At 36.3% G+C, this 24,259-nt stretch carries 18 protein-coding genes; 7 read left to right on the top strand and 11 right to left on the bottom strand.

Translation table 11 applies throughout. The annotated features are described in order from the left end of the window. Positions 1–25: 25 nt before the first annotated feature. The 3 genes from AC3RVG_RS14690 (at position 26) to AC3RVG_RS14680 (ending at position 3,893) form a co-directional block, all read left to right on the top strand. Entirely contained in the window at positions 26–1,798 is a 1,773-nt protein-coding gene (locus tag AC3RVG_RS14690; protein WP_489692221.1) for a MutS-related protein, read from the top strand. 164 nt (positions 1,799–1,962) lie between these two features. Continuing rightward, positions 1,963–2,787 (top strand): hypothetical protein, encoded by an 825-nt coding sequence (locus AC3RVG_RS14685; protein WP_489692220.1) that lies wholly within the window; start codon positions 1,963–1,965, stop codon positions 2,785–2,787. Positions 2,788–2,897: 110 nt separating this feature from the next. Beyond that, on the top strand, positions 2,898–3,893 hold the full coding sequence (locus tag AC3RVG_RS14680; RefSeq protein ID WP_489692219.1) for a metal-dependent hydrolase: 996 nt from the start codon (positions 2,898–2,900) through the stop codon (positions 3,891–3,893). On the opposite strand, the gene AC3RVG_RS14675 is transcribed toward AC3RVG_RS14680, so the two are convergent. From AC3RVG_RS14675 to AC3RVG_RS14635, 9 genes are all read right to left on the bottom strand, one after another. Beyond that, a complete protein-coding gene (locus AC3RVG_RS14675; RefSeq protein ID WP_489692218.1) occupies positions 3,890–4,318 on the bottom strand; it encodes a YybH family protein in 429 nt (142 codons plus the stop codon). The two genes, AC3RVG_RS14680 and AC3RVG_RS14675, sit on opposite strands and share 4 nt — an antisense overlap. Positions 4,319–4,404: 86 nt before the next feature. Then, positions 4,405–7,407, bottom strand: a complete 3,003-nt coding sequence (locus AC3RVG_RS14670; protein WP_489692217.1) for an aminotransferase class III-fold pyridoxal phosphate-dependent enzyme — start codon at positions 7,405–7,407, stop codon at positions 4,405–4,407. Between the two features lie 156 nt (positions 7,408–7,563). Then, complete coding sequence (locus tag AC3RVG_RS14665; RefSeq protein ID WP_489692216.1) at positions 7,564–8,664, bottom strand: DUF4407 domain-containing protein; 1,101 nt, start codon at positions 8,662–8,664, stop codon at positions 7,564–7,566. A 243-nt stretch (positions 8,665–8,907) separates the two neighbouring features. Continuing rightward, the gene (locus AC3RVG_RS14660; RefSeq protein ID WP_489692215.1) at positions 8,908–9,486 is read right to left on the bottom strand and encodes a hypothetical protein; all 579 of its coding nucleotides are present in this window, start codon (positions 9,484–9,486) and stop codon (positions 8,908–8,910) included. Continuing rightward, positions 9,483–10,019 carry a hypothetical protein gene (locus AC3RVG_RS14655; protein ID WP_489692214.1) on the bottom strand — a complete coding sequence of 179 codons (537 nt, stop codon included), beginning with the start codon at positions 10,017–10,019 and terminating at the stop codon, positions 9,483–9,485. The genes AC3RVG_RS14660 and AC3RVG_RS14655 overlap by 4 nt, the downstream gene beginning before the upstream one ends. A gap of 183 nt (positions 10,020–10,202) precedes the next feature. After that, positions 10,203–11,237: an ATP-binding protein gene (locus AC3RVG_RS14650; protein WP_489692213.1), complete on the bottom strand. Its 1,035-nt coding sequence runs from the start codon at positions 11,235–11,237 to the stop codon at positions 10,203–10,205. A 181-nt stretch (positions 11,238–11,418) separates the two neighbouring features. Then, a complete protein-coding gene (locus tag AC3RVG_RS14645; RefSeq protein ID WP_489692212.1) occupies positions 11,419–11,904 on the bottom strand; it encodes a MepB family protein in 486 nt (161 codons plus the stop codon). 35 nt (positions 11,905–11,939) lie between these two features. After that, the gene (locus AC3RVG_RS14640) at positions 11,940–12,332 is read right to left on the bottom strand and encodes a hypothetical protein (protein WP_489692211.1); all 393 of its coding nucleotides are present in this window, start codon (positions 12,330–12,332) and stop codon (positions 11,940–11,942) included. A 148-nt stretch (positions 12,333–12,480) separates the two neighbouring features. Next, positions 12,481–14,367, bottom strand: coding sequence for a T9SS type A sorting domain-containing protein (locus tag AC3RVG_RS14635; protein ID WP_489692210.1), 1,887 nt, complete (start codon positions 14,365–14,367; stop codon positions 12,481–12,483). Positions 14,368–14,467: 100 nt separating this feature from the next. Here AC3RVG_RS14635 and AC3RVG_RS14630 point away from each other — a divergent pair, with 100 nt between their 5' ends. Continuing rightward, positions 14,468–15,550 (top strand): diphosphomevalonate decarboxylase, encoded by a 1,083-nt coding sequence (locus tag AC3RVG_RS14630; RefSeq protein WP_489692209.1) that lies wholly within the window; start codon positions 14,468–14,470, stop codon positions 15,548–15,550. Here the strand turns inward: AC3RVG_RS14630 and AC3RVG_RS14625 are convergent. Next, positions 15,547–18,795 carry a CHAT domain-containing protein gene (locus AC3RVG_RS14625; RefSeq protein ID WP_489692208.1) on the bottom strand — a complete coding sequence of 1,083 codons (3,249 nt, stop codon included), beginning with the start codon at positions 18,793–18,795 and terminating at the stop codon, positions 15,547–15,549. The genes AC3RVG_RS14630 and AC3RVG_RS14625 overlap by 4 nt on opposite strands. A 210-nt stretch (positions 18,796–19,005) precedes the next feature. Here AC3RVG_RS14625 and AC3RVG_RS14620 point away from each other — a divergent pair, with 210 nt between their 5' ends. Then, complete coding sequence (locus AC3RVG_RS14620) at positions 19,006–19,944, top strand: mevalonate kinase family protein (RefSeq protein ID WP_489692207.1); 939 nt, start codon at positions 19,006–19,008, stop codon at positions 19,942–19,944. Between the two features lie 50 nt (positions 19,945–19,994). Continuing rightward, a complete protein-coding gene (locus tag AC3RVG_RS14615; protein ID WP_489692206.1) occupies positions 19,995–20,906 on the top strand; it encodes a geranylgeranylglycerol-phosphate geranylgeranyltransferase in 912 nt (303 codons plus the stop codon). Positions 20,907–20,928: 22 nt separating this feature from the next. On the opposite strand, the gene AC3RVG_RS14610 is transcribed toward AC3RVG_RS14615, so the two are convergent. Next, the gene (locus tag AC3RVG_RS14610) at positions 20,929–21,462 is read right to left on the bottom strand and encodes a TrmH family RNA methyltransferase (protein ID WP_489692205.1); all 534 of its coding nucleotides are present in this window, start codon (positions 21,460–21,462) and stop codon (positions 20,929–20,931) included. Between the two features lie 167 nt (positions 21,463–21,629). On the opposite strand from AC3RVG_RS14610, the gene mutS reads away from it, so the two are divergent. After that, the gene (mutS, locus tag AC3RVG_RS14605) at positions 21,630–24,221 is read left to right on the top strand and encodes a DNA mismatch repair protein MutS (protein WP_489692248.1); all 2,592 of its coding nucleotides are present in this window, start codon (positions 21,630–21,632) and stop codon (positions 24,219–24,221) included. The last annotated feature ends 38 nt before the right edge of the window (positions 24,222–24,259 follow it).

The following is a 24,259-nucleotide window of genomic DNA, read 5'->3' as shown; positions in this document are numbered from 1 at the left end:
AACTTGTAGCTATAAAGAATAACCTATGAACAAACCATTCGATTTTTATAAACTTCAGATTGAAACCCATACCGAAGCCTTACAAAAACTAAAGCGTAAACTCGCCTTGTCCAGCACTATTCGGCTTGTTATATTTTTGCTTGCTTGTTTGGGCGTGTACTTTTTCTTCGGAAATGCGAAAATTGTAATTGCAATTATAGTTGTATTTATTGCGGCCTTTATTTACTTGGTTTCAAAACACAGTGGTTTGCAATACGAACGCGATCTTAAAAAAGCATTGATTGCTCAAAATGAAACCGAACTCGATGTTTTAAACCGTGCTTTCCATCAATTACCTACTGGCGAAAAATATAAGGATCCGCTTCACTTTTACAGTCAGGATATAGATCTTTTTGGGCGTGGTTCAATTTTTCAATATTTGAATAGAACTGCTCTGGAAAGTGGCTCCGATTTTTTGGCGAAACTTTTCACCCAAAACGAAATTGATGGCATTCCAAAAAAGCAACAAGCAATAAATGAATTAGCAGAAAAAGCCAAGTGGCGCCAGCATTTTTCGGGCATTGCTTCGTTGGTAAAAACAGAAGTTTCCGCAGTTGAAGTTACCGATTGGCTGAAAAATTATAAAACCTTTGTTCCTTCGTGGATCAAGCCAGTTTCATTGGTATTTTCTGTCATTTCGCTAGCATTGATTGTATTAAATTACCTCGATTTGGTTTCGGGTTATGCGATTGCTGGTTGGTTCTTTTTAGGCATTGCAATTTCTGGGCGTTATTTGAAAAAAGTAAACGATTTATCATCCCACACTGCAAAAATACAAAGCACTTTTGAGCAATTTCACAAGCTTATTTTGGAGATTGAAAACCAAGATTTTACTTCAGAATTACTTTCTGAGAAAAGAAACTTAATTATTAATTCTTCCACAAAAGCATCAACAGTTTTAAAGAAATTTGCCAAGCATTTAGACGCTTTAGATCAACGCAGCAATATGCTTATTGGTGTAATTGCGAACGGTTTTATGCTCCGCGATCTTCGACAGTGTTATAATATTGAAAAATGGATTGAATCGCATAAAGAAAGCGTTCCCGTTTGGTTTGATGCTATTACGTTTTTTGATGCTTATAACAGTTTGGGGAACTTCGGTTTTAATCACCCCAATTATGTTTTTCCGAATATTAATGATGAAGTTCCAGTGTTAAAAGTGAAAGGCGCCGGGCATCCATTATTGAAAGAAGCAACCATGATTCGCAACGATTTTCAGATTAATTCGGAGGAATTTTTCATCGTAACTGGAGCGAATATGGCAGGTAAAAGTACATTCTTGAGAACTGTTTCGCTACAAATTGTAATGGGGAATGTTGGCCTGCCTGTTTGTGCAGAAAAAGCGGACTATAACCCAATCAAGCTTATTACCAGTATGCGAACCACCGATAGTTTAACGGACGATGAGTCGTATTTTTTCAGTGAATTAAAACGTTTGAAATTCATTGTTGACGAAATTAAAACCGATCGTTATTTCATCATTCTCGACGAAATTTTGAAGGGAACAAACAGCACAGACAAGGCCATTGGCTCCCGCAAATTTGTAGAAAAACTCGTTGCCAGCAATTCCACGGGAATTATCGCTACGCACGATTTAAGTCTTTGTGTGGCTGCTGAAGAATTGCCCGAAGTAAAGAACTATTTCTTCGATGCTCGAATTGAAAACGACGAACTCTTTTTCGACTATACTTTTAAAACCGGAATTTGCCAAAATATGAATGCTTCTTTTCTTCTTAAAAAGATGCAGATTGTAGATTAAAACATATATAAGTGTCACAATAACAGTTATGTAAAGTAATTTTAATTATATTTAGGTTCTGATTCCTAAACACTCTTTCCCATATTTTCATCCTCTTTTAGTTTGCCCCAACTATTAAATAGTAATCAAATTTAATATTTATACTAATTTAATTTTATGGGATTATGAAAACAACTACCAACCTTAAGTTTATCGCAATTGCATCTATTATGTTGCTTTTGAATTTTAGTGTATTTGCGCAAGATGCCGCGAACAGGCCACAATATCTTTCAGTAACAACTAACCATTGGAATATGGATAAGGAAGATTTCAGCATGGACGAATGGAAAGCCTTGGAAAAGGAATATTTGCAAAAAGTTGTAAGCAAAAATGAACATATTTTTTCGGCATCGTATTACACGCATTTATTCTCGCCAGATAATTCTGAAGTGCTTTATGTGCAAACCTACGCTTCTTGGGAAGCAATGGACAAGGCGACCAAAAGGACCGATGAGCTTGTAAAACAAGCGTGGCCGGATGAGAAAGCTAGGGGCGATTTTTTTAAAAAACTGGGCGACTACTTTGCAGTAAACCATTCCGATGAAATATATGCTCCAATTGATGGTGCCAAATACATACCACAGGACAATACAAAAGATTTAGTGCTTTATGTTCGAAAAACTTATTTCACTTTTCCAGAAGATGGTTCACAAAAGGAATTTGATGAATTACGAGCTGAAAATTTCGCAAAAGTCATTTCAAAGAATGATTACATTAAAGGATATTATCCAAATGTTCACGCTTGGGGAAGCGATAAAACCGAATTTGTAGAAGCATTTTTTGTAGATTCTATGTGCGACATGGAAAAAATGTTTGACAGAAGCGGCGAATTATTTAATCAAAATTGGACTGGAGATGTTGCAAAACAACGTGGCAAAAAATGGGGCAAATATTTTACAGGAATTCACGGTGATGCCGCCTATACTTTAGTTGCCGAGCTATCAAAATAATCATTAAAAATAATATTGAATTGAAAAGGATGCTTTAAAAAAGCATCCTTTTTTTATACTGGGGAAGTGTGTATTTTCACCGCTTCGTAAAAAGAAATAATGTTTTCCGAATGGATTCAGTAACACAGATAGTATTAGGCGCCGCAGTTGGTGAAGCGGTTTTAGGAAAAAAGATTGGCAACAAAGCGATACTTTTAGGCGCAATTGCAGGTACTATTCCAGATTTGGATATAATTGCAAACTATTTAACCGACACCGTTACGGCTTTAGAAATTCATCGTGGTTTTACTCATTCTATAGTTTTTGCCATTACATTCGGGTTACTTTTTGGGTGGCTACTTTCACTCTGGGACAAGCGCGCAACATTAAAACAATGGTCTTGGTTTTGGTTTTTGTGTTTCGTAACCCATCCGTTGCTGGATGCGCATACCACTTGGGGAACACAGCTTTTTTGGCCACTAGATCTTCGTTTGGCATACAAAAATATATTTGTAATCGATCCGCTTTATACCCTGCCATTTTTAGTGTTTCTGATTCTTGCGATGCTTCAAAAAAGAGGAAGTATTAAAAGACGAAGATTCAACAATCTTGGTTTGATTGTAAGCAGTTCCTATATGTTGCTCACCTTAATTCTAAAGGGAATTAGCTATACTAAATTTGAAGCTGCACTCAAGGATCAAAACATTGCATACTCGGCAATAGAGACGAAACCGAGTCCGCTAAATACAATTATGTGGACCGCAAATGTGGAAACTGAAGATGCATTTTTAATAGGCGATTACTCTTTTTTTGACACCAAACCCATTCAGTTTTTTTCGCACCAAAAAAATCACGAAGCGCTCGGAGATTTAAAGGAATACGACAAAGTACAACGGCTAATAAAAATTACCCAAGGTTGGTACACTATTTCCGAAAAGGAAAATGGTATTTATTTAAACGATCTTCGTTTCGGATTGATCAGCCTTGATCCTACTGCCGATAAATATGCCTTTAGTTTTCTTATAGAAAAGGAAGGAGATGATGTAAATATCAGCGAAGAGCCGAAGGACACTAGCGATGCCAAAAATCTTTTACCAGCCCTTTGGGAACGGGTAAAGGGAAATTAGCAGCTTAAATCTGCAATAATCTTCCATTCTCCCTCAATCTTTCGGAAAATAATTAAGAAGACTCCATTGGCATTTCCAGCATCCCGCACCAAATGGAATTGGCCCATTATGTAATATGAATTAACTTCAATTTTGGTAATGGCATCAATTGTAAATGATAGATTTCCAGTATATTCTTTGGTAGGATATCCTTTTTTGTAGTTATCCAGCGTTTTTTGCCAACCGTTGGTAACACCTTTACTTCCGTAAAACTTCAAGGAGTCGCTTTTCCAATAACCCTGCATAAAACCCTCAAGATCGTTTTGGTTCCAAGCGTTTTCCTGTGTTTTTAAAACTGAAAGGATCGCTTCTTTATCTGCGGCTTCTGTCTGCGAAACGGCATTTAGTGTTGCAAGTATGCAGAAAAGGAAAAGTAATTTTTTCATAAATATATATTTTAAGCTTCGTTTCCTCTGCGCATCTGTGGTGTATATTTTTACCGCAAAGTCGCAGAGGGCGCTGAGTTTCTAAATTAAAATTTCAACATATAGTCTTCTCCAAAAACAGTTTTCAATCTAGCGAGCAGCTCTTTTGCATTCTCTTTACTGAAAGCCATTGGCGGTTTTATTTTTAATACGTTGTGATCTGGCCCGTCGATGCTCATTAAAATACCGAGTTGTTTCATTCTGTTTGCTAAATAGGAAGCGTGTTTGGGCAACGGATTTTTGTTAGAATCGTTCAATTCAAACCCCAAAAACAAACCTTTGCCGCGCACATCTCCAATAATTGGAAATTGCTTTTGAAGTTTTTTCAATGCAGCAATTAAAAAACCGCCAACCTCCAATGCGTTTTGCTGCAGATTTTCATCATCAATTACTCCCAAAACCGTGCGGCCAATAGCGCAGGAAACAGGATTGCCGCCAAAGGTGTTGAAATACTCCATCCCGGTATTGAATTTTTCGGCAACTTCTTTTGTACAAGCCACAACTGCTAATGGATGCCCATTACCAGCAGGTTTGCCCATCGTTACTATATCTGGTTTAACATCGTAAAGTTCAAACGCCCAAAAGGTTTTTCCCATCCGTCCGAAACCAGTTTGTACCTCGTCTGCAATGCAAATGCCACCCGCTTCGTGAACGTACTTGTAAATTTCTTTGAAATAATTCTTCGGTGGCACAATTTGTCCGCCACAACTAATCATAGTTTCGCCTATAAAACCTGCAATTTCTCTGCCTTCAGCTTTTAGATTTGCAATGATTTCCTTTGCGTGATTGGCGTAATCAATGCCGCAATTTTCTCCCGAATATTTCCCTCGGAACGAATCCGGAAGCGGAAGAATATGTGTTGTTTCAGGTTTTGGGAAACCGCCTTCGCCTTCAAATTTATACGAACTCACGTCCATCACGGCGTTTGTGTTTCCGTGATAACCTACTTCGATTGCTAATATATCTTTGTTTCCGGTTAGAGTTTTCGCCATTCGCAGTGCGAGTTCGTTGGCCTCGCTACCTGAATTCACAATATGAATTACCGATAAATGTGGCGGTAATTTTTTAAGCAAAGCTTCCGCGTAAGCGATAATTTCTTCGTGTAAATAGCGGGTATTTGTATTTAAAACCGCCATTTGTTGTTGCCCAGCGGCAACCACTTTGGGGTGCTGATGGCCTACGTGGTTTACATTGTTTACGGTGTCTAGATATTTTCGGCCTTCAATATCAATTAAGTAAACTCCTTCGCCGCGGACGATATGCAAGGGTTTTTCATACGAAAGACTCAAACCTTTCCCGAGGTGATCTTTTCTAAAGTTGAGCATTTTTTCTTCGGAAATCTTCGCTTCGGCAGTTTCCAATTCCTCTTCAAAAATTAAATTTGGGTTCGGGCAAATACTTTTCCAAACCTCCACTTTTGAAGGCAAAGCAACACCATTGAAGTTTTCATCATTACCTAAAAGATCCAAAATAAGTTGAAAGTGAAGATGCGGCGCCCAGTTGCCATTTTCCTTCGAAGCGCCAATGTAAGCAATGCGATCGCCCTGTTTTACTTTCTGACCAACCTGTAAAATCTCAAGGGACATTAGCGATAAATGTCCGTAGAGCGAATAGAATTTTTCGTCATTAAAACGATGTTCCAAGATGAGCATTGGACCGTAATCCTTATCGTAATTGTTGTGGTGAATTATTTTCACTACGCCGTCAAAAGGTGCGTGTACCGGTGTTTTTGCGGGTACCCAAAAATCGGTTCCCAAATGAACTGTTCTGTATTGCGGACCGTTGTTACCTTCACTTTTAAACGCTGCGGTGGTGTAAAACGGACGTGTTTCTAAATAACCATTTAGCAGAATAGTTTTAGGTTGAAGTTTTTGAAATTGTCTCAGTTTAAATTTCGAAATTTCGGGGTCGTTGTATTCCGAAAGGTTCCCCAGAAGCGTGCTCCCAACGCTCATGTCGAGATTCACTATTTTTTCAGAAGCAACATTTGGAAAGATTGTTTTTAATGTTATTTGTTTGCTTTTTGCCCAAGTTATAAATTTCTTTTCTAGTGGATGAGCCGTGTATCCACAAGCATTTCGGAAGGAATAATAGGCGAAATATTCATTCACATTAAACCATATTTCCAATAAATCCCAAGCGGGTTTTTCGCTAATTACGAAATATTCATCATTGGGGAACTCTTCTTTTTTAAGCGAAGCGTTTGTTACCGTAATAACGAGGCGCATTCCAACCAAAGTATAAAGACATTTAAGCTCTTTGTCTGAAAGTTTGTAGTATTTGTTATAACCGTTTATGACCTCCAATGCTGCCGAAAGCGGATCTGGCAAATCCATAATTGCGTACGCCACAGCAATTGCGAGATCGTTGACGGTGTGAGTGAAAACCGAGTCGCCGAAATCAATAAATCCTGAAACTTTTGGATTGCTAAAATCTTCGGAAACTAAAATGTTATAATCGTTTAAATCATTGTGAACGATGCTTTTAGGAAGCTTTGTATAGGTATTTTGAATTTCTTCAAATCGATTTTGAAAATGTTGAATAATTTCTTTTTGTTCCCCTGCAAAGCTATCTGTGTGTGCGTTTGTCCAAGCCGAATTTGCCAAATCCCAATCTAAATTTCTATGCGCATTTGGGTGTTCAAAATCTTGTAAAGCCTTCGTTAAACTGCCGGCGGCTTCACCAAGATTGTTTCGTAATTTTTCAGTTTTTGGATTTACAGTCGCCCAAAGCCTGCCCGGAAGCCATGATAAAACGCGGGCAGTTTTTTTGTTTTGAATTGGGGTAAGCGATTTTCCTACTTTGTTTAAAACAACTTCTGAAACTGATACAGCAAGTTTTTTATCTGAAAGATACTTCAGAATTTCAATCTGAAAATCTAGTTGATCAAAATATTCTTCATCAGAAATTTTGAGAAGAAATTTTGCGCCTGTAGCACTTTGGAGTAAAAAGTTTTCGTCCACATATCCGTCAAGTTTTATGGCTTCGGCTTTTATATTATAATTGTCATTAGCAATTTTTGAAACTTGTGCAGATGTGGTTTTAGACATAATAAGCTGAGGATATTTGACTATCAAAATTACTAAAAAATGCTTTGGTTATTGACCCATAGCCTTCAAGGTTTATAAAATTTTGAAGACAAGAAGGACTATCTTACTATTAGCTCGCTCCAATTTAAGATTTTCTCTTTTGGGGACAAGGAGTTTTTATAAAACACTTTTCTGTTTTTTATAGAATGCATCAGCCTGCATTTGCATTAATTCGCGAGCTTTTTTGCGTTTGTAATCGTAGAGTTCTTGTTCTTCTGCAATGTCTGCGTATACTCTATTATTAATTTCACGGTCTGTAGTTACAAGTATATTGCGTTGTGCTTGTTGTTGGGTTACCCAAGATTTTAGCGCACTTTCTTGCTCTTCAAGTTTTAAATCGTAAGCGCCTTTTGGCGATAAAAGTTTTGCCAGAATTGGCGAGGTTTCAATTGCCAAAAACAATAGAAAAATAAAAAGTGACGGTAGCCATGGCAGTTTATTCAACGCATTCACTCGAGCCATTAACCCATCAAAACCATCAATTATGGGCTGGGTGTTCGAAACTTTTGTTTGATATTCTGTGGCGAACGTTGCAATTTGTGCTTCAGCAGCGGTTATTTTTTCGGTGTTAGTTTGCTTTAAATCGGCTAAAGCTGCGAGTTCGGTGTCGTGCTTTTCGCGCTTCTCTTTGTAAACCGGTCCTTTGCCCAACTTCTCGGTACCTTTTCTTCCTTCGGCTTCGGCAATGTAGGTTTCATAAAGTGCGTTTACCGATGCTTCTTTGTCGGATATTTCTTTTTTCAGTCCTACTATTTCGGTTTCCAAAGCCGTTACAGATGGCGTGTATTGTAATGCCAATTGATCTTTGTTGGCAAGGGTCATTTCATTTTTCTCTATAAGTAAAACCTGATTGATTTCCTTTTCGAAAATCTTCATTTCCAATGGTTTTGAAATTACGATTGCAATAATGATTGCCAGCGCAATTCGCGGAGAAGCTTGAATTAATTCATCAAAAAAGTTGTCACGTTTTTTAATGGTTGAAACAATAAATCTATCGAGATTGAAGATTAATAGTCCCCAAATTAAACCGAAGAAAATTGCGGAAAAGTAGTTATCGAAAACGGTATAAAGTGCAAATGAGCCCGCAATGGTTGCCATAACGGCGGTAAAGAAAACGGTGGCGCCAATGCCAGCATATTTGGTGCGTTCGCCGGGAGAACATTCGTCAAGGATTGCTGTATCTGCGCCAGAGCAGAAGATGAAAAAACGTTGTAGCATTTTGATTTTAGATTGATGAATCTATATAACGCTTTTTCTGTTAGAATGTTACAGAAGATGAATGATTATTGGATAATGTGAGATGAAGAATAGGTTTTGGTGCTTGCAGTAAAAAGGTTGAAATCTAAATAAAAAAATAGCTTACAGGTCCATTTTTCAATCTGTAAGTCTAGAATAATAATGTCAAAAATTAATGAAGAAAAGACTTGTTTTTTACCTCAGGTCTTTGTTGGCAACTGGCTTTTATTTATTCAATTCGTAAGATTCCATTATTTCCTTCGCCATTTGTTGAGTAATAGTATTTCTCATATTTGTCAAACTATCGGTCGTTTCAAAATCAAATTCGAATTCGGGAAATTTTATTCTATTCGAGTCAAACATTAAATTATGCTGAAAATTTTGAGTCAATGACTTTCCAAGTAATGGAATTAAACTGTCGACTTTATTTCCAAAAAACAAAGATGCTATATGCATTTTTGAAGCATTTCGATAGAGGTCCTTGTGATATTGTACCATTAATTCACTCAATCTTTCTCCTTGCTCGGGTTTCGTATAGTATTTCGATACTGCTACTTCTAATTTTATTTCTTTTGCTTGAATCTCAAGTTGCAATATTTGTGCGTTTACATCTTCCAACATTCTGATTCGAGTATCATTTATTTTATCGATACTTTCAATATCATACTTTTCTTTCCAAGAAGACAATTCTTTATCTAATTGTCTACTTTGTAAGTATGATTGAGAAATAGTTGTTATCAATGCAGTTATTATAGCTGTTAAAACTATTTTTCCAAAACCTATTTTATTCTCTTTTTTACTCATTTTCGGTCTATTTCAATTATATTTTCATCTTCCAATATTTTAAAATAAAGTTGGAAAAACCGAACTAAAGGCAGAATACTTATTTCCTTTTCATTGTCATATTTATATTGAATTAGACAATCTAAAGTTTTCTCATTAATATTTACAATAGAGACTAAATTAAATACTACTTTTTTAGTATTGTGATGTTTTAGCTTGTTATTAAACTCTCTTAACTCTTTAAGATACTTATATTTAATTTCCAAATTTGGTTTGTCAAATTTTCCATTTTTTGCGACATAAACTCCTTCTAAAATTGAGTAAATATCTTTTACTATACTCTTAATTACAGGAATTGATTCGTTAAATTTTTTTGTTGTCTCATCCGAAATCCAAAAGGCATCTTCTGGAAATTTGATTTTAGAGGTAAATTTTATTCTTTCTTTTAAAAACTCAATTTCATATAAATTTCCAATTCTGTCTATCACATTTTCAATATCTTCTTCGAGAAATGCAGAATTATTCAAATCATAAACATTTAGTTTTTGAGTCATTCAATTTTATTTAGTATCAATCGCAGAGTTTCGCGGTAATTGCTGCTAATGGTCTTGTATAAGGTTTGTTGCGTGTTTGTGTGCGAGGGTTTTCCGAAGGAAAATCAGAAGCTAGCAAACAAGCAACTAACATTGGTTTAGCTAAAACTAGCAATTTTTTTTATATGGTGTTGTAACACGTATTTACCGCTTTAATATGCTTTCAAGTAAATTCTCTCTTGTTGTTCCCAACGCTTTTTGTTTTTCCGATGCAAGTACATTTTCTTGAATATTTGTAAATAATACGCTTGGATTTAATTGCGGTATGGAACCTATTCCAAAATTTAATTTGTATTCCGAAAACTTCAAAGGTGATTTTTTACCACCAAAAAATAGAATTAAATCCATTTCATTATTATGTTGGTCATTTAGGGTATTCATATTAAAAATTAATTTCTGGTCGTTCATCTCTGGCGCACCAAAGTGTAATATATCTACTCTATTTTTATTGATATATTGATGACCTTCCATTGTATAGTTAGATTGCAAGTTTTGATTTAAACTTCCAGCAAAAATTGCTTGAGGACAGATTAACCTATAGCTGACATCTTGTTCGTTCTGTAGTTCAGAAAAATTAATTAATAAAATAGAAATGTCTAAAAACACATTACCATTATTCATATTTCCAAATCGGTTAAGATTTATAAAACCTTCAATATTTGGATAAGATACTTTTTTGAATAAAGCATCGATTAGATAATGAGGTGCAGGTTTAGTTTGACCATCTAAACGAGCATAATAAATGTTTTTAAATTGATGTGGACTATAATTACTCGTTTGAACTTCAAACACGTATAAATAATTTCCTCCGTTTTCAATAATTTGAACATTCACGTTGACAGGTAAAGGCGTAATTGAATCAGAAATTTTACTAATTAACGAATCCTTTTCTATAAGTTGGTCTACTAATGAAAGTGCTCCTTGAAAAATTAATCTTTCATCAATTGTTTGTCCCAAAGGTGCTCCCCAAATTAAAATTCCACCATTAGAGTTTAAAAAGGCAGAAATACCACGAATTACTCCTTCAAGATTTTTATTGAAATTCCCATATTGCGGATGAAAGGCTTTAAATTCGATTTTGTCTGATTCTTCTTTTTCATCATTAAAAAAATCGATAACATCTTGGAATTCTAATGTCTCCAAATCTTTTCCAAAGTATTGATGTGCGTAGTTTATCATATGTGTTACAACATGTGGATAAAGTCCATTATTGCGTTTATGCCCCTTAGATGGTTATATTGTTCAATTCCAAATATAACACAATCCATCTATTTTCATGTCACCTGCATCAGCGTTTCCACCTTGTTAATCATTAGTTTATTTTCTTCTTTGAGTTTGAAAATAAATTCTTGAAAGACAATTATATGTTTTGGCTGTATAGTTCAGCAACTTTTTTCAGGTCGGTTGCTTTAGTTAGTAAAAAAAAATAATCGAGTTGCCATTGTTGTGTTCTTTGGGCTTGTTTGCTGGTTGGGGTATCCCAAATAGGATAAATACGAAAGCCTGTTTTCCCATCTTTCACTTCGGTAGAAACAATTCCTTTGCTAATTAAAATTGATTTCGGAAAAACAAATTGCCCCACGCGGTTGTCCTTTTCTACATTAATAACGTAAAAGTGGAAGTTGTCCTTTACAGAAAATGGTTGTGTGATTCCTTTTGTGTTTCGGTTCCAAAAAGTAACGAACTGCCCTATTTTTTTAGGAGTTATTTTCGCTGTTCGGCATATAACAAAACACCCATCAATTTGAAATTGACAGGCGTTGTATTCTTTGCTTTCGGGTTCAGTTTTATGGTCAGAAATCTGGAAACCACAATGATTATAAACTTCTGTTGTGACTGTATTCATTAATAAAATTAAGGTAGAAGTTTTACTTTTTACTGTTAAATTGGCTTCATAACCTCAAATTTCAATCCGCTATCTTGGTCGGTAAAAAACACTTTATCGCCGCTTTTAGAAATTTTAAACGTCATTTTGGTACGCGTAGTAGAAATAGTTTGGGTGCTTTGGTTGAAACTCCACGTTGCATTTTTATTTGAAGTAGTGGTATATGAATAAGCAGTGCCATTTTCCTGTTTTTCCTTTACCTCAAAACTATTATCGGCATACAAATTAATTACAGCTTTGGTCATTGCCGTAGCCATTTTTGGATTGCTGTTACTGTTTTCAATATTTACTACAAGCCAAGTGCCAGTAACATCTTGTTGTGTTAAAGATTGACTTTGTGCCGTGGCAGCAATAAGTACGAAGGCGAAAAGTGCGATTAGATTTTTCATAGCTATATTTTTTATTGAATTATTTTAATGCGTTTTTAAACTTTTGTGAAGATAGGAATTTTTAGATAATGATTTTAATTTATTAAAAAATGCCCCATATTTCAGGGGCATTCCGGTTGGAGTTCAACCTTACTAGCTATTGAAAAATCTATTGTTTTATAATCCTTAAAGTTTTTGATCCTTCTTTAGCAGTACTCACTTTTACGAAATAGGTTCCTGCGGAAGCATTTAATTGCTTTTCGATAACCTTTGCAGAAAGGTATTTTTCCGAAGAAATTTGTTGCCCGAGCATATTGTATATCTGTAGGGTTACATCAGTATATTCCTTGCCGAGATCTATTGTGAAATGACCATTGGACGGATTGGGATACATTGAAAGATTACTCAACGTATTTACTTCAGTGCCTAATACAATGTCGGTAATCTTTAATGTAACATTGTCTGGATTGCAGATAACATCGAAAGTATAGTTTTGGTCGCCATAATGAGCAACGACCGTATTGGGTAGATTGCAACTGGTAATTGAATTTGCTGTAACAATTATAAATTCATCATTTAAACTTGCCGGATACCTCAGGTGCAATAGTATGTTTCCGTCCATAATGGCGTTGCCTTGAATATCAAAAACGTCATATTCAGTTCCTGCGGTTGGTCCATATATTTCCGTGGCCAAGATTGCGTTTGCAGAAGCTGTGTAATTGCCTTCGTTGGTCAAAGTTCCAGGAAAACCACCTGGAGAGATTGTGCCTTCAAAGGTAGTTCCGCTTGGCAGTTTCACAGAGCCATTTCCTGTAAGGGTTCCGGTGCCGGCATAATTCATAAACTCCAATAATCCTGTTTCGCTCTCAAAAGTTCCAGAGGCTAAATTATTCATGGTGGCAAACATAACAAACGTGTCTGAACTACCTTGTTTTCGTACCAGTCCTGAATTTGCTAAGGTTCCCACTCCCGCACTATAGGTTATTTGTCCTCCAGCATTTAAATTGATAATTCCCGAGCTTGTGTTATCAAGGGTTGAGGTTCCTTCTAAAATCAAAAAACCAGCAATATTGTAATCAATAACTCCTTCATTCCTTAAAATTGACTGTCCGCTTACGCTCCAAGTTGCGGAACCGCCCAAATTTAGTAGTCGCCTGTTAATGAGTGTGCCATCTCCCAGAAGGCTACCGTTAGTCCACGTTAGACCTGGACCGTCAAAATCGAAAATTGCTTCTGTACCGCTAGCAACATTTATAGTTCCGTTCCATTCTAGCGCGCCGTCCATTTGCCCTGTAAGGGTTCCGGAAAGGTCAAATCCACTATTCCATATTAATTTCTGTCCGCCGCTCACGTTGTAAATTCCATCACTAAGAATTGCATTAGGTACATCTCCATTTTCCGAATTTATATTTAGGGTTCCATTTTCTACTGTTATGGTTCCATTGTCATTTTGAAATGCGGCCAAGATTAAAAACCCTCCATTACTTTGCTGTTTTTTTATCAAACCAGAATTTAAAAGCAATCCGCTTCCGCCACCAAGCATGTGCGTTATTTGCCCGCCAGCATTTAAATTGATTACACCTGTTGAAGTATTAGTAAAGCCGTGATTTATATTGTTCAGCACAAGCAATTCATCAGAATTCATATTAAAGTCTCCATTGTTTATGAAGTGAGTATTTCCATTCATACCCTTATTGTTGACATTACTAAAATTAAATGTTCCATTATTTGTAATTGTACCTCCTTCAAGATATCCGAATGTCCAGTTTACAGTAGCGTTGCTAGCTACAGTTGAATTCTCACTAAAAGTGATGGTATTTGTTAGAGAAACAACGGCATTGCCCTCAATAACTATGGATTTAATGTCGGCGCCATCTATAATCATATTGCTTCCTGTTGGAATTATAACATCATTAAGTGATCCAGGAACTCCCGCAGGGTTCCAGTTGGCCGCAACATTAAAACTGCCGCCCGAAGGGCCTATCCATGTTTTGGTCTGAGCCGAAATAGTAAGGCAAAAAAGGCTCAATACTGAAAATAATAACAATCGTTTCATAATATTTGGTTTTAGGATTATACCCTTACATCGAAACGTTTTGCAATTGTCATCGCTTAAATGAAAAAGAAGTTTATTTTTGTAGTCTATCCCTAACCTTATGCCGCAACACAGATTTATTGTTAGTAGTTATACCGAATTTTTAGCAGATGGAGCCGTTTCTTGGCAATCTCCTAGCAATATTGCACTCGTTAAATATTGGGGAAAATATGGCGAACAGATGCCGATGAATACATCTGTAAGTTTTACCTTGAGTAAATCTCACACAAAAACAAAGTTGTCTTTTGAAAAATCTTCTGTGAAGGAATTTCAATTTGAAGTTTACCTTGACGGGAAAAGAGAAACATCCTTCGAGCCGAAAATTGAGAAATTTTTTGAAAGAGTAGAAGTGTATTTGCCGTTTCTGAAAGATTTCAAATTTCAAATTGAAACTTCAAACAGTTTTCCGCATAGCAGCGGCATTGCCTCTTCCGCTAGCGGAATGAGTGCATTGGCGCTTTGTTTAATGGAAATGGAAAAACAATTACAGCCTGCAATCACCGAAGAGTACTTACTCGAAAAAGCCTCCTTTTTAGCTCGGTTGGGTTCGGGTAGTGCGTGCCGAAGTTTAGAAGGACCATTAATTGTTTGGGGTGAACACCCAGAAATTCAAGGTAGTAATAACTGCTATGGAACAGCATATCCGTTTGAAGTTCACCAAAATTTTGAAAATTATCAGGATACTATTCTGTTAGTCGATAAAGGTGAAAAGCAAGTTAGCAGCACGGTTGGTCATAATTTAATGTTGGACCATCCTTTTGCAGAGCAACGCTTTAGACAGGCAAAGGACAATCTTTCAAAATTGATCCCTATTTTTAAAAACGGCGATATTTCAGAATTTATGAAAATTGTGGAAAGTGAAGCTTTATCGCTTCATGCAATGATGATGACTTCTATGCCGTATTTCATCTTGATGAAACCAAACACTTTAGAAATCATCAACCGTATTTGGAAGTTTAGAGAAGAAACCAAAAGCAATGTATGTTTTACGCTAGATGCCGGCGCCAATGTGCACGTTCTTTATCCCGAATCTGAAAAAGCAACTGTTTTGAAGTTTATAAAAAATGAACTTTCTAAATTCTGTAAAAACGGTGAGTTTATTGAAGATGAGGTTGGTTTTGGAGCTTCCAAAATTCAGAATTAAGAAGTCGTTCGTTTTTTGTATAGAAGTATAAAAATAAGAAGTAGAACTGCAACAATACCCGCAAATAAAAACCACCACCAAGCAACACCCGTATTTAAAGAAATAGGCGCGGTATCGCCAATAAGAACGAGTCCCGCCCAATATTGAGGAGCTGCGGTTCGACCTTCCGCGGTTTCCAAATAACTCAGTTTTGCCTTTTGCAAAGCTTCATCCTTCGGCATTCCCTTCGATAAATTATCATAAAAAAACTTCACTATTTTAGCGCTAGATTCTTCGTCAATTTCCCAAAGACTGGTCAAAATACTTTCGCTACCCGCGTAATTAAAAGCGTGGGCTAATGAAATCATTCCTTCACCCGACTGAAAGGTGGGTTTTCCTGTTTCGCAAGCAGTTAAAATAGCAAGGTTTGATGATAAATCTATATTGTAGATTTCATAGGAATACAAAGAGTTTTCGTCATAATTTTCTTCGCTATCAAGCTTTTTTGCAAAAATTAAACGGCTCAATTCTGGATTTACATTATTGCTTTCTGCGTGGGTGCCAATGTGTATTATTTTATGTTCGTTGGCCTGTGTTACAAACAAATCTTTGCTCGCGTTCTCATTCAGAAAATAATTGCCGTTAAAAATTTTGGAGTATTGCTTCACCAAATCTTCACTAAAAGGTTGCGGAAGCAGCGTGAGATAGGTTTTATCTAATTTCACTGAATCTTTAATAGCAAGTTTATATTGTTCCTTCATTTTAGTGTTGAAACCAGGCGCAAAGGCAACAAAATCTGAAGTATAATCCACCACCTTCTTTTTGTCTTTGTAAAGTAAAAGGCTGAAATTATACGATATTTCATATTTGGCAAGCAAACTATTGTTAGCCATTTCTTGAAAACTTTCGATAGGTTTTGGCGTGAGCATTTCAAAACTAAGATTGAAAAGCTCTCGGTCGGGAATGATTATTATTTTTTTGGTTTGCACAAATTCCTCAATTGGAAACCAGAGTATTTGATAAAGTTCGTAAAGCACAGGCCGCATTTTTTCTAATGAAAAGCTATAATCCTTTAAATTTGAAATATCATTTTCGGCTTTGTAATTATTTAAGTGAATCATTTTTTTCATTGAAGGCGAAACTACATAGGCATACAATTCATCTTCAATAAAAATATAACGCACCACGGTTGTGTTCTTCGGAATTTTCTGCTGAAGATCGCTTATAGATTCTTCCAAAGTTGCATAGCGCATTTTGTAGTATTTGGGGAAATTCTGTTTTAATGAATCTAAAAATTCCTCCCAATTTTTTGATGCTTCAAAAAAGTTGGAAATACTACTGTTTTCAGAATCATTCAATGATGAAACCATTTCGTTTTTAAGTAGATTTTCACGTGTTTGCACTTCATCAGGAATATGTTTGAACGTTACATTCTCGCGAAGATTTAACCGCGATCGAATGCGATTGTAAATGCTGGATTCGTGAAGAGCAATTAGTTTGTCTAAGTAGGTTTCATCTTTTGTAAGTTGAAAAAGTTCAAGCCTTAATTTTTCAGCAAAATTTAAAAGATCCTCATTTTCAGACATAAGTAGCGTAATATCTTCGTGATTATTTACCACTTTTTTACGTTGGTCTAGAATTGCAATGCCTTGTTCAATTTGCAATAGCAGTACTTTTAAGAGAGCTTGATTTTTGTTTTCAGTTATATAATATTTAGACGCTGCGTTAATAAGTAATGCCTGTGGTTTACGATATTGGCCCAAAATACTGTCTGAGGCATTCATCTTTTTCTCGCCCACCATATTGTAATTCAAAGCTTCGTGGCTGTACTTTATTGCTTCGTTATAATTTTTGAGTAAATAGTGAACTTGAGCAATATTAATAGTATGGTAGAATTCCTGCAACGTATTTTTAAGACTTCCTTCGTGAAGAAAATTATAGGTCTCTGCGGCAATTGCGATTGCTTTTTCTGGTTGCTTATTTTTTGCGTAAAACAGAGAAAGCTCGATTAAATTATCAAGAAAATCTTTTGAATAGGTGCCGTTCAATGATTTTCGGTACACTGCTTCTCCCTTTTCATAAAATCGTTGCGCATTTTCTATATCGCCAGTAAGTTCATAAATAGTGGCTCGGGTAACAATGGCCGCGGCATCCCAATATAAATCGGCGCCAGAACTCGTTTTTAAAAGTTCGAGCGCTTCGTCTGCATTTTTTGCGGCCTCTTCAAAATTACGATTGGCAGTTTTTGCCTCTGCAAGTATTATTAATGAAATTATAATACTGATATCATTCATTTCCAAAATCTTCTTTTTTTGAGCGTACGAATATTCCATAAGTTCTTCGGAACGCGAATACTCACCTAAAGTATTGTAGTATGAAGCAAGGTTATCTATTGCCACTAGCTGATTTCCTTTTGCTTTATGAATTCTTCCTTCGTCAGTAGATTTTTCTATGAATTGTTGAAATCCAGCTATAGCTTCGTCAGAAATTTTAATGGCCTCCCTGTTTTTACCGAGGGCATTCCACAAAATGGAAAGGTTCATTTTAACCAATGCAGGTCGGTAATATTTATTCATTATATCTTTATCATCGGTTTTTTCAAGAACTAAAACAGCTTGTTCAAAATAATATTTAGCACTGTCTAGCTTAGCTTCCTGCCACATTAGCCCGCCCAATGAATTGTACAATTGCTGATAAAAAACATAATCAGGATCTCCACTTTTTTTCAATAGTGATAACGAACGGATGTAATGTTTTTTTGAAAGCGGATAATTTCCCAATTTAGTAGAATAGTAACCCAAACTGTACTGAATTCCGGCTGCATCGGTGTTTTTAGGATCTTTGATTGTAGCGACAATTGGGACTGCGGTGAGTAACAATTCGTACGCTTTTTGAAGTTGACCGGCATCGTCGTAAACCCAGCCCATTTCAGTAAAAGCCTTTTTTATAAAATGTGGATTATTGGTTTTTTTAATCTCGGCAGTAAGTGCTTCAGCTTTTTTAACGGCCAATTTTTTATCTCCGTTATTTAGTTTAAAACTTCCTTCTAATTGAATATAGTTGGAAAGGCTGTCGTAGTTTTTTTCAGCCCTGTAAAAAGCAATATTTTTCGCAACTATTGCGCGCGCTTTTACTAAAGAATCTTGCTCAACGAGGGTTTGAATTTCTTTTACTGTGAAAATCTTTTCTTGCGCATATCCATCGAAAATGGTGAGCAGAAATAGTAAGTTAAAAACAAAAAGGAATCTCCAGTTTTTAGACACCATAATTTAGAAATGTTTTAAAAGATAAAACGCAACCGGGGATAGTGTACAGAAAGATACAACTTATTTTTTATTGATCTAGTTGGCCGCTTAAAACCAGTAAATTAATTCACACAGCTTTCTGAAAATAAACTTCTTAAAAATGTTATCTTTGTAACATATTTCAGTTTTAGGAATAAAACCTGTATTTTTATAGTTACAACAACACAGCTTATGCGCGGCCCGCTTTTTTACTCAAAAATTTTACTTTTCGGTGAATATGGTATTATTAAAGATTCTAAAGGACTTTCCATTCCTTATAATTTTTATAATGGCGCACTGAAAATTGATACCCATCACACCGTTTCTACTCATAAATCCAATGCTAGTCTTAAAAGATTTGCAGCTTATTTGGAAACGATTCAAGGTGAAAATCCAAAACTTGTTACTTTCGACATGGAGGCTTTGAAAAATGATGTAGAAAACGGATTGTATTTTGATAGTAGCATTCCACAAGGGTATGGAGTAGGCAGTAGCGGTGCTTTGGTGGCTGCTATTTATGATAAATATGCCAACAATAAAATTACGGTTCTTGAAAATCTTACGCGCGAAAAATTGTTGTCTTTAAAAACTATTTTTGCTGAAATGGAATCTTTTTTCCACGGTAAATCTTCAGGATTAGACCCTTTAAATAGTTATTTGAGTCTCCCAATTTTAATCAATTCTAAAGATAATATTGAACCTGCCGGTATTCCTTCACAAACGGAAAACGGTAAAGGTGCTGTGTTTTTATTAGACAGCGGAAGCACAGGAGAAACTGCGCCAATGGTTCAGATTTTTATGGAAAATATGAAGCAGGAAGGTTTCAGAAATATGCTGAAAGACCAATTTGTAAAACATACCGATGCCTGTGTTGATGATTTTCTGCAAGGCGACGTAAAATCTCTCTTCGGGAATATTAAGCAACTTTCAAAAGTAGTACTCGACAATTTTAAACCTATGATTCCTGCACAATTCCACAAACTTTGGAAGAAAGGAATTGACAGCAACGCCTACTATCTAAAACTTTGCGGATCTGGCGGCGGTGGCTATATGCTCGGCTTTACAGAAGATATTGATAAAGCGCGCAAAGCCTTAAAAGATTATAATCTGGAAGTGGTTTATAGTTTCTAGCAATACATTTATCTGAAATATTTCTTCAGATTTCTTCAACTTTATAAGCTATGTTAACCCGAAAACAAAAACACTTCCTGCTAAAGTTTTTCAGCTTGTTTTCTGTGGTTCGCGGCTACAATATTTTAATAATTGTAATTGCACAATACCTTACCAGTATTTACATTTTAGCGCCAGATTTGCCGGTGCGACAGGTTTTGTTTGATGTTAGTTTGCTAATGCTTGTTCTTGCTTCTTCGTCTGCAATTGCTGGAGGGTACATTATAAACAGTTTTTACGACAGCGAGAAAGATTTAATAAACCGTCCGCGCAAAACAATGCTGGATAAGCTCGTAAGTCAGCATACTAAGCTTTCTGCGTATTTCGTACTCAATTTTTTGTCGGTCATTTTTGCGAGTTATGTATCTTTTAGAGCAGTGCTTTTTTTCTCTATTTATATCTTTTTCCTCTGGTTCTATTCGCATAAATTAAAAAAATATCCCTTTATAGGAAATGCTACTGCCGCTATACTTGCGGTGATTCCTTTCTTTGCAATTTTTATGCATTATGGTAATTTTGATATCATAATTTTTGTGCACGCTACCTTCCTGTTTTTGCTAATTTCTATGCGCGAATTGGTAAAGGATCTCGAAAACATTCAAGGCGATTTAACGCACGGCTACAATACAATTCCGGTTGTATATGGCGAAAAAGCCTCAAAAAGAGTGTTGACACTTTTAAGTGTTTTAACGCTAGTACCTATAATTCTGCTAATCACAAAATTTAAAGTAGAAATAGGATATATGGATTATTATTTTTACGCAAGTATTGCCGGACTAGCTGTGTTTCTTGGGGTTTTGTGGTATTCAAAAAATAAAATACATTATATTATTTTGCACAATATTCTAAAGTTTGCCATCGTGCTAGGTGTTTTTAGTATTGTGTTAATACACGTAGAAATTATACTTCACCGCTTGTTTTAAATTGAAAAGCTATTTTTACTGACTATTTCAGTTTTACAAATAAGTCCCAAATCACAACCCCCACACTCACTGAAATATTTAACGAATGCTTGGTGCCAAACTGTGGAATTTCGATCACTGCATCGCTCTCAGTAACCACTTTTTGCTGCACACCTTTTACTTCATTTCCGAAAATTACTGCATAAGTTAATTCCGGTTGAACAGAAAAATCGTTGAGATTAACCGCAAGTTCGGCTTGCTCAATGGAAGCCACAAAAACCCCTTCCCTTTGCAGTTTTGCAACTACGTCTAAGGTGTTTTCAGCATATTCCCAATCTACGCTGTCCGTCGCGCCCAAAGCTGTTTTTTGAATATCTTTATGAGGTGGTTGGGCAGTAATGCCGCAGAGATATATTTTCTTAATCAAAAACGCATCAGCCGTTCTAAAAACAGAGCCGATATTGTTCAAACTGCGGATGTTATCAAGAATTATTATCAGTGGCGTCTTTTCCGAAGCTTTGTATTCTTCAGGATTGATGCGGTCTAGTTCGCTATTTTTTAATTTGCGGTTTTTCATAGGCGGCAAAGTTAATTATTAGCCAGCTATAGTTGAGGCCAATTGTTGATAAAAGCCAATAATTCTCAACCCCTTCATTTCAAAGAAAAAAGCATTTTCGTTACATTTATCCATTCAATAATTAATAGGAATATAAATTTAAAATTTTGAAAAAGGAAACCCCGTTGATGAAGCAATACAACACGATTAAGGCCAAGTATCCCGATGCTTTGTTGCTTTTTCGCGTGGGCGATTTCTACGAGACTTTTGGCGAAGATGCCGTGCGAGCCGCAAGAATTTTGAACATAACACTTACCGCTCGTAATAATGGCGGCGAGAATGTGGAGCTGGCTGGTTTTCCGCATCATTCCTTAAATACCTATTTGCCTAAATTGGTTATGGCTGGTTGTCGGGTTGCAATTTGCGACCAATTGGAAGATCCAAAAATGACCAAAACCATTGTAAAACGTGGCGTTACCGAATTGATTACGCCGGGTGTGGCTTTTAATGATGATATTTTACAATCAAAAACAAACAACTTTTTGGCGGCCGTTCACTTCGGTTCAAAAAACTTGGGTGTTTCTTTTTTAGATGTTTCCACGGGTGAGTTTTTGGTTTCTGAAGGTTCTGCGGAATATATTGATAAACTACTTCAGAATTTTAATCCTTCGGAAGTGCTTTTTTCGAAACAAAAACGAAAGCTTTTTTCAGAAACCTTCGGAAATAATTTTCACGTTTTCCACTTAGAAGATTGGATTTTTCAAACCGATTATTGCTTTGAAACGCTTACAAAACATTTCGATGTAAAAAACTTAAAAGGGTTTGGCGTAGATTATTTGGAAGATGGCATTATTGCCGCCGGAGCTGCGCTTCACTATTTAAGCGAAACGCGTCACACAAAGCTTCAGCATATTTCTCGCTTATCACGAATTGCCGAAGACGAGTACGTTTGGATGGACCGTTTTACCATTCGTAATTTAGAATTGTACCATTCTAATCAGCAAAACGCGGTTACGCTTTTGGATGTTATTGACAAAACTATTTCGCCTATGGGCGGAAGGCTTTTGAAACGTTGGATGGCGCTTCCACTTAAAAATGCCGAAAAGATAAATCGTCGTCATGAAGTGGTGAGTTTTCTGTTGGACAATCATACTGTATTAGAAAAAACGCAACAATACACCAAACGCATTGGCGATTTGGAACGACTTATTTCAAAAGTAGCAACCGCGAAAGTGAATCCTCGTGAAGTTATTCAGCTTAAAAATTCTTTGGAGGCTGTGGTTCCTATAAAAGCATTGGCTTTAAATTCAAAAAATGAATCTTTAAAAATTATAGGCGAACAATTGCACGACTGCGAATTGCTTCGGAATAAAATAAAGGAAACACTTTTTGAAGATGCTCCGGTGAATATTTTAAAAGGAAATTCTGTCGCCGAAGGTTTTTCGGAAACACTGGATGAGTTGCGTAATATTTCAGCAAATGGCAAGGGATATCTGGACGAAATGCTACAGCGCGAAACAAAACGCACGGGTATTACTTCATTAAAAATAGCTTCAAATAATGTTTTTGGATATTATATTGAAGTTCGAAATACCCATAAAGATAAGGTTCCTGAGGAATGGATTAGAAAGCAAACGCTTGTTAGCGCGGAAAGATATATTACCGAGGAATTAAAAGAATACGAAACCAAAATCCTCGGTGCCGAAGAGAAAATATTGGCTCTTGAGCAGGAGATTTTTGGAAAGTTGGTGGAATGGATGATTCAATATATTGATTCTGTTCAGCAAAATGCGGCTTTAATTGCGCAGTTGGATTGTTTATCTTCCTTCGCTACCCAAGCAAGAGAAGCAAATTACACCAGACCGTTGCTTGATGATACTTATGATTTAGATATAAAAGATGGCCGTCATCCAGTAATTGAAAAGCAGTTGCCGCCAGATTCACCGTACATTGCGAACGATGTTTTTTTAGATCGCGATAACCAGCAAATTATAATGATTACTGGGCCAAACATGAGTGGTAAATCGGCTATTCTTCGGCAAACGGCGTTGATTGTGCTATTGGCGCAGATGGGTAGTTTTGTTCCCGCTAAGGCAGTGCGTATGGGCTGTGTGGACAAAATTTTCACTAGAGTAGGTGCGAGCGATAATATTTCGATGGGCGAATCTACTTTTATGGTAGAAATGAACGAAACCGCGAGTATTCTAAATAATCTATCGGAGCGGAGTTTAATTCTTTTGGATGAAATAGGTCGTGGAACCAGTACGTATGATGGAATTTCGATTGCGTGGGCTATTAGTGAATATTTGCACGAACATCCGTCGCGTGGAAAAATACTTTTTGCGACGCATTATCACGAGTTAAATGAAATGACCGAAACTTTTGCACGAATTAAAAATTATAATGTTTCGGTGAAGGAATTGAAAGACAATGTGCTTTTTCTTCGGAAATTGGTTCCGGGCGGAAGTCACCACAGTTTCGGAATTCACGTTGCAAAAATGGCCGGAATGCCGCAAGCTGTACTTTTAAGAGCGAATAAAATACTTAAAAGGCTCGAAAAAAGTCATGCTTCGGAAGAATTGACCGAAGAAATGAAGGCAGTTTCCAAAGATGAAATGCAATTGAGCTTTTTTAAATTGGACGATCCGCTGCTTGAAGAGCTACGCGAAGAAATATTAGACATTGATATTGACACACTTACGCCCGTAGAGGCCTTAATGAAGCTAAATGAAATACGCCGCATGTTGCAACGTAATGCGACGGTTAAAATGAAAAAGTAAAATTCATTAATAATTTCTTCAAAAACACTTTGCTTTTG

This window comes from Aequorivita sp. IT1282 (assembly GCF_058068205.1).
Note: the sequence above shows the minus strand (reverse complement) of the source record. Positions and strands in the feature narration are given on the sequence as shown.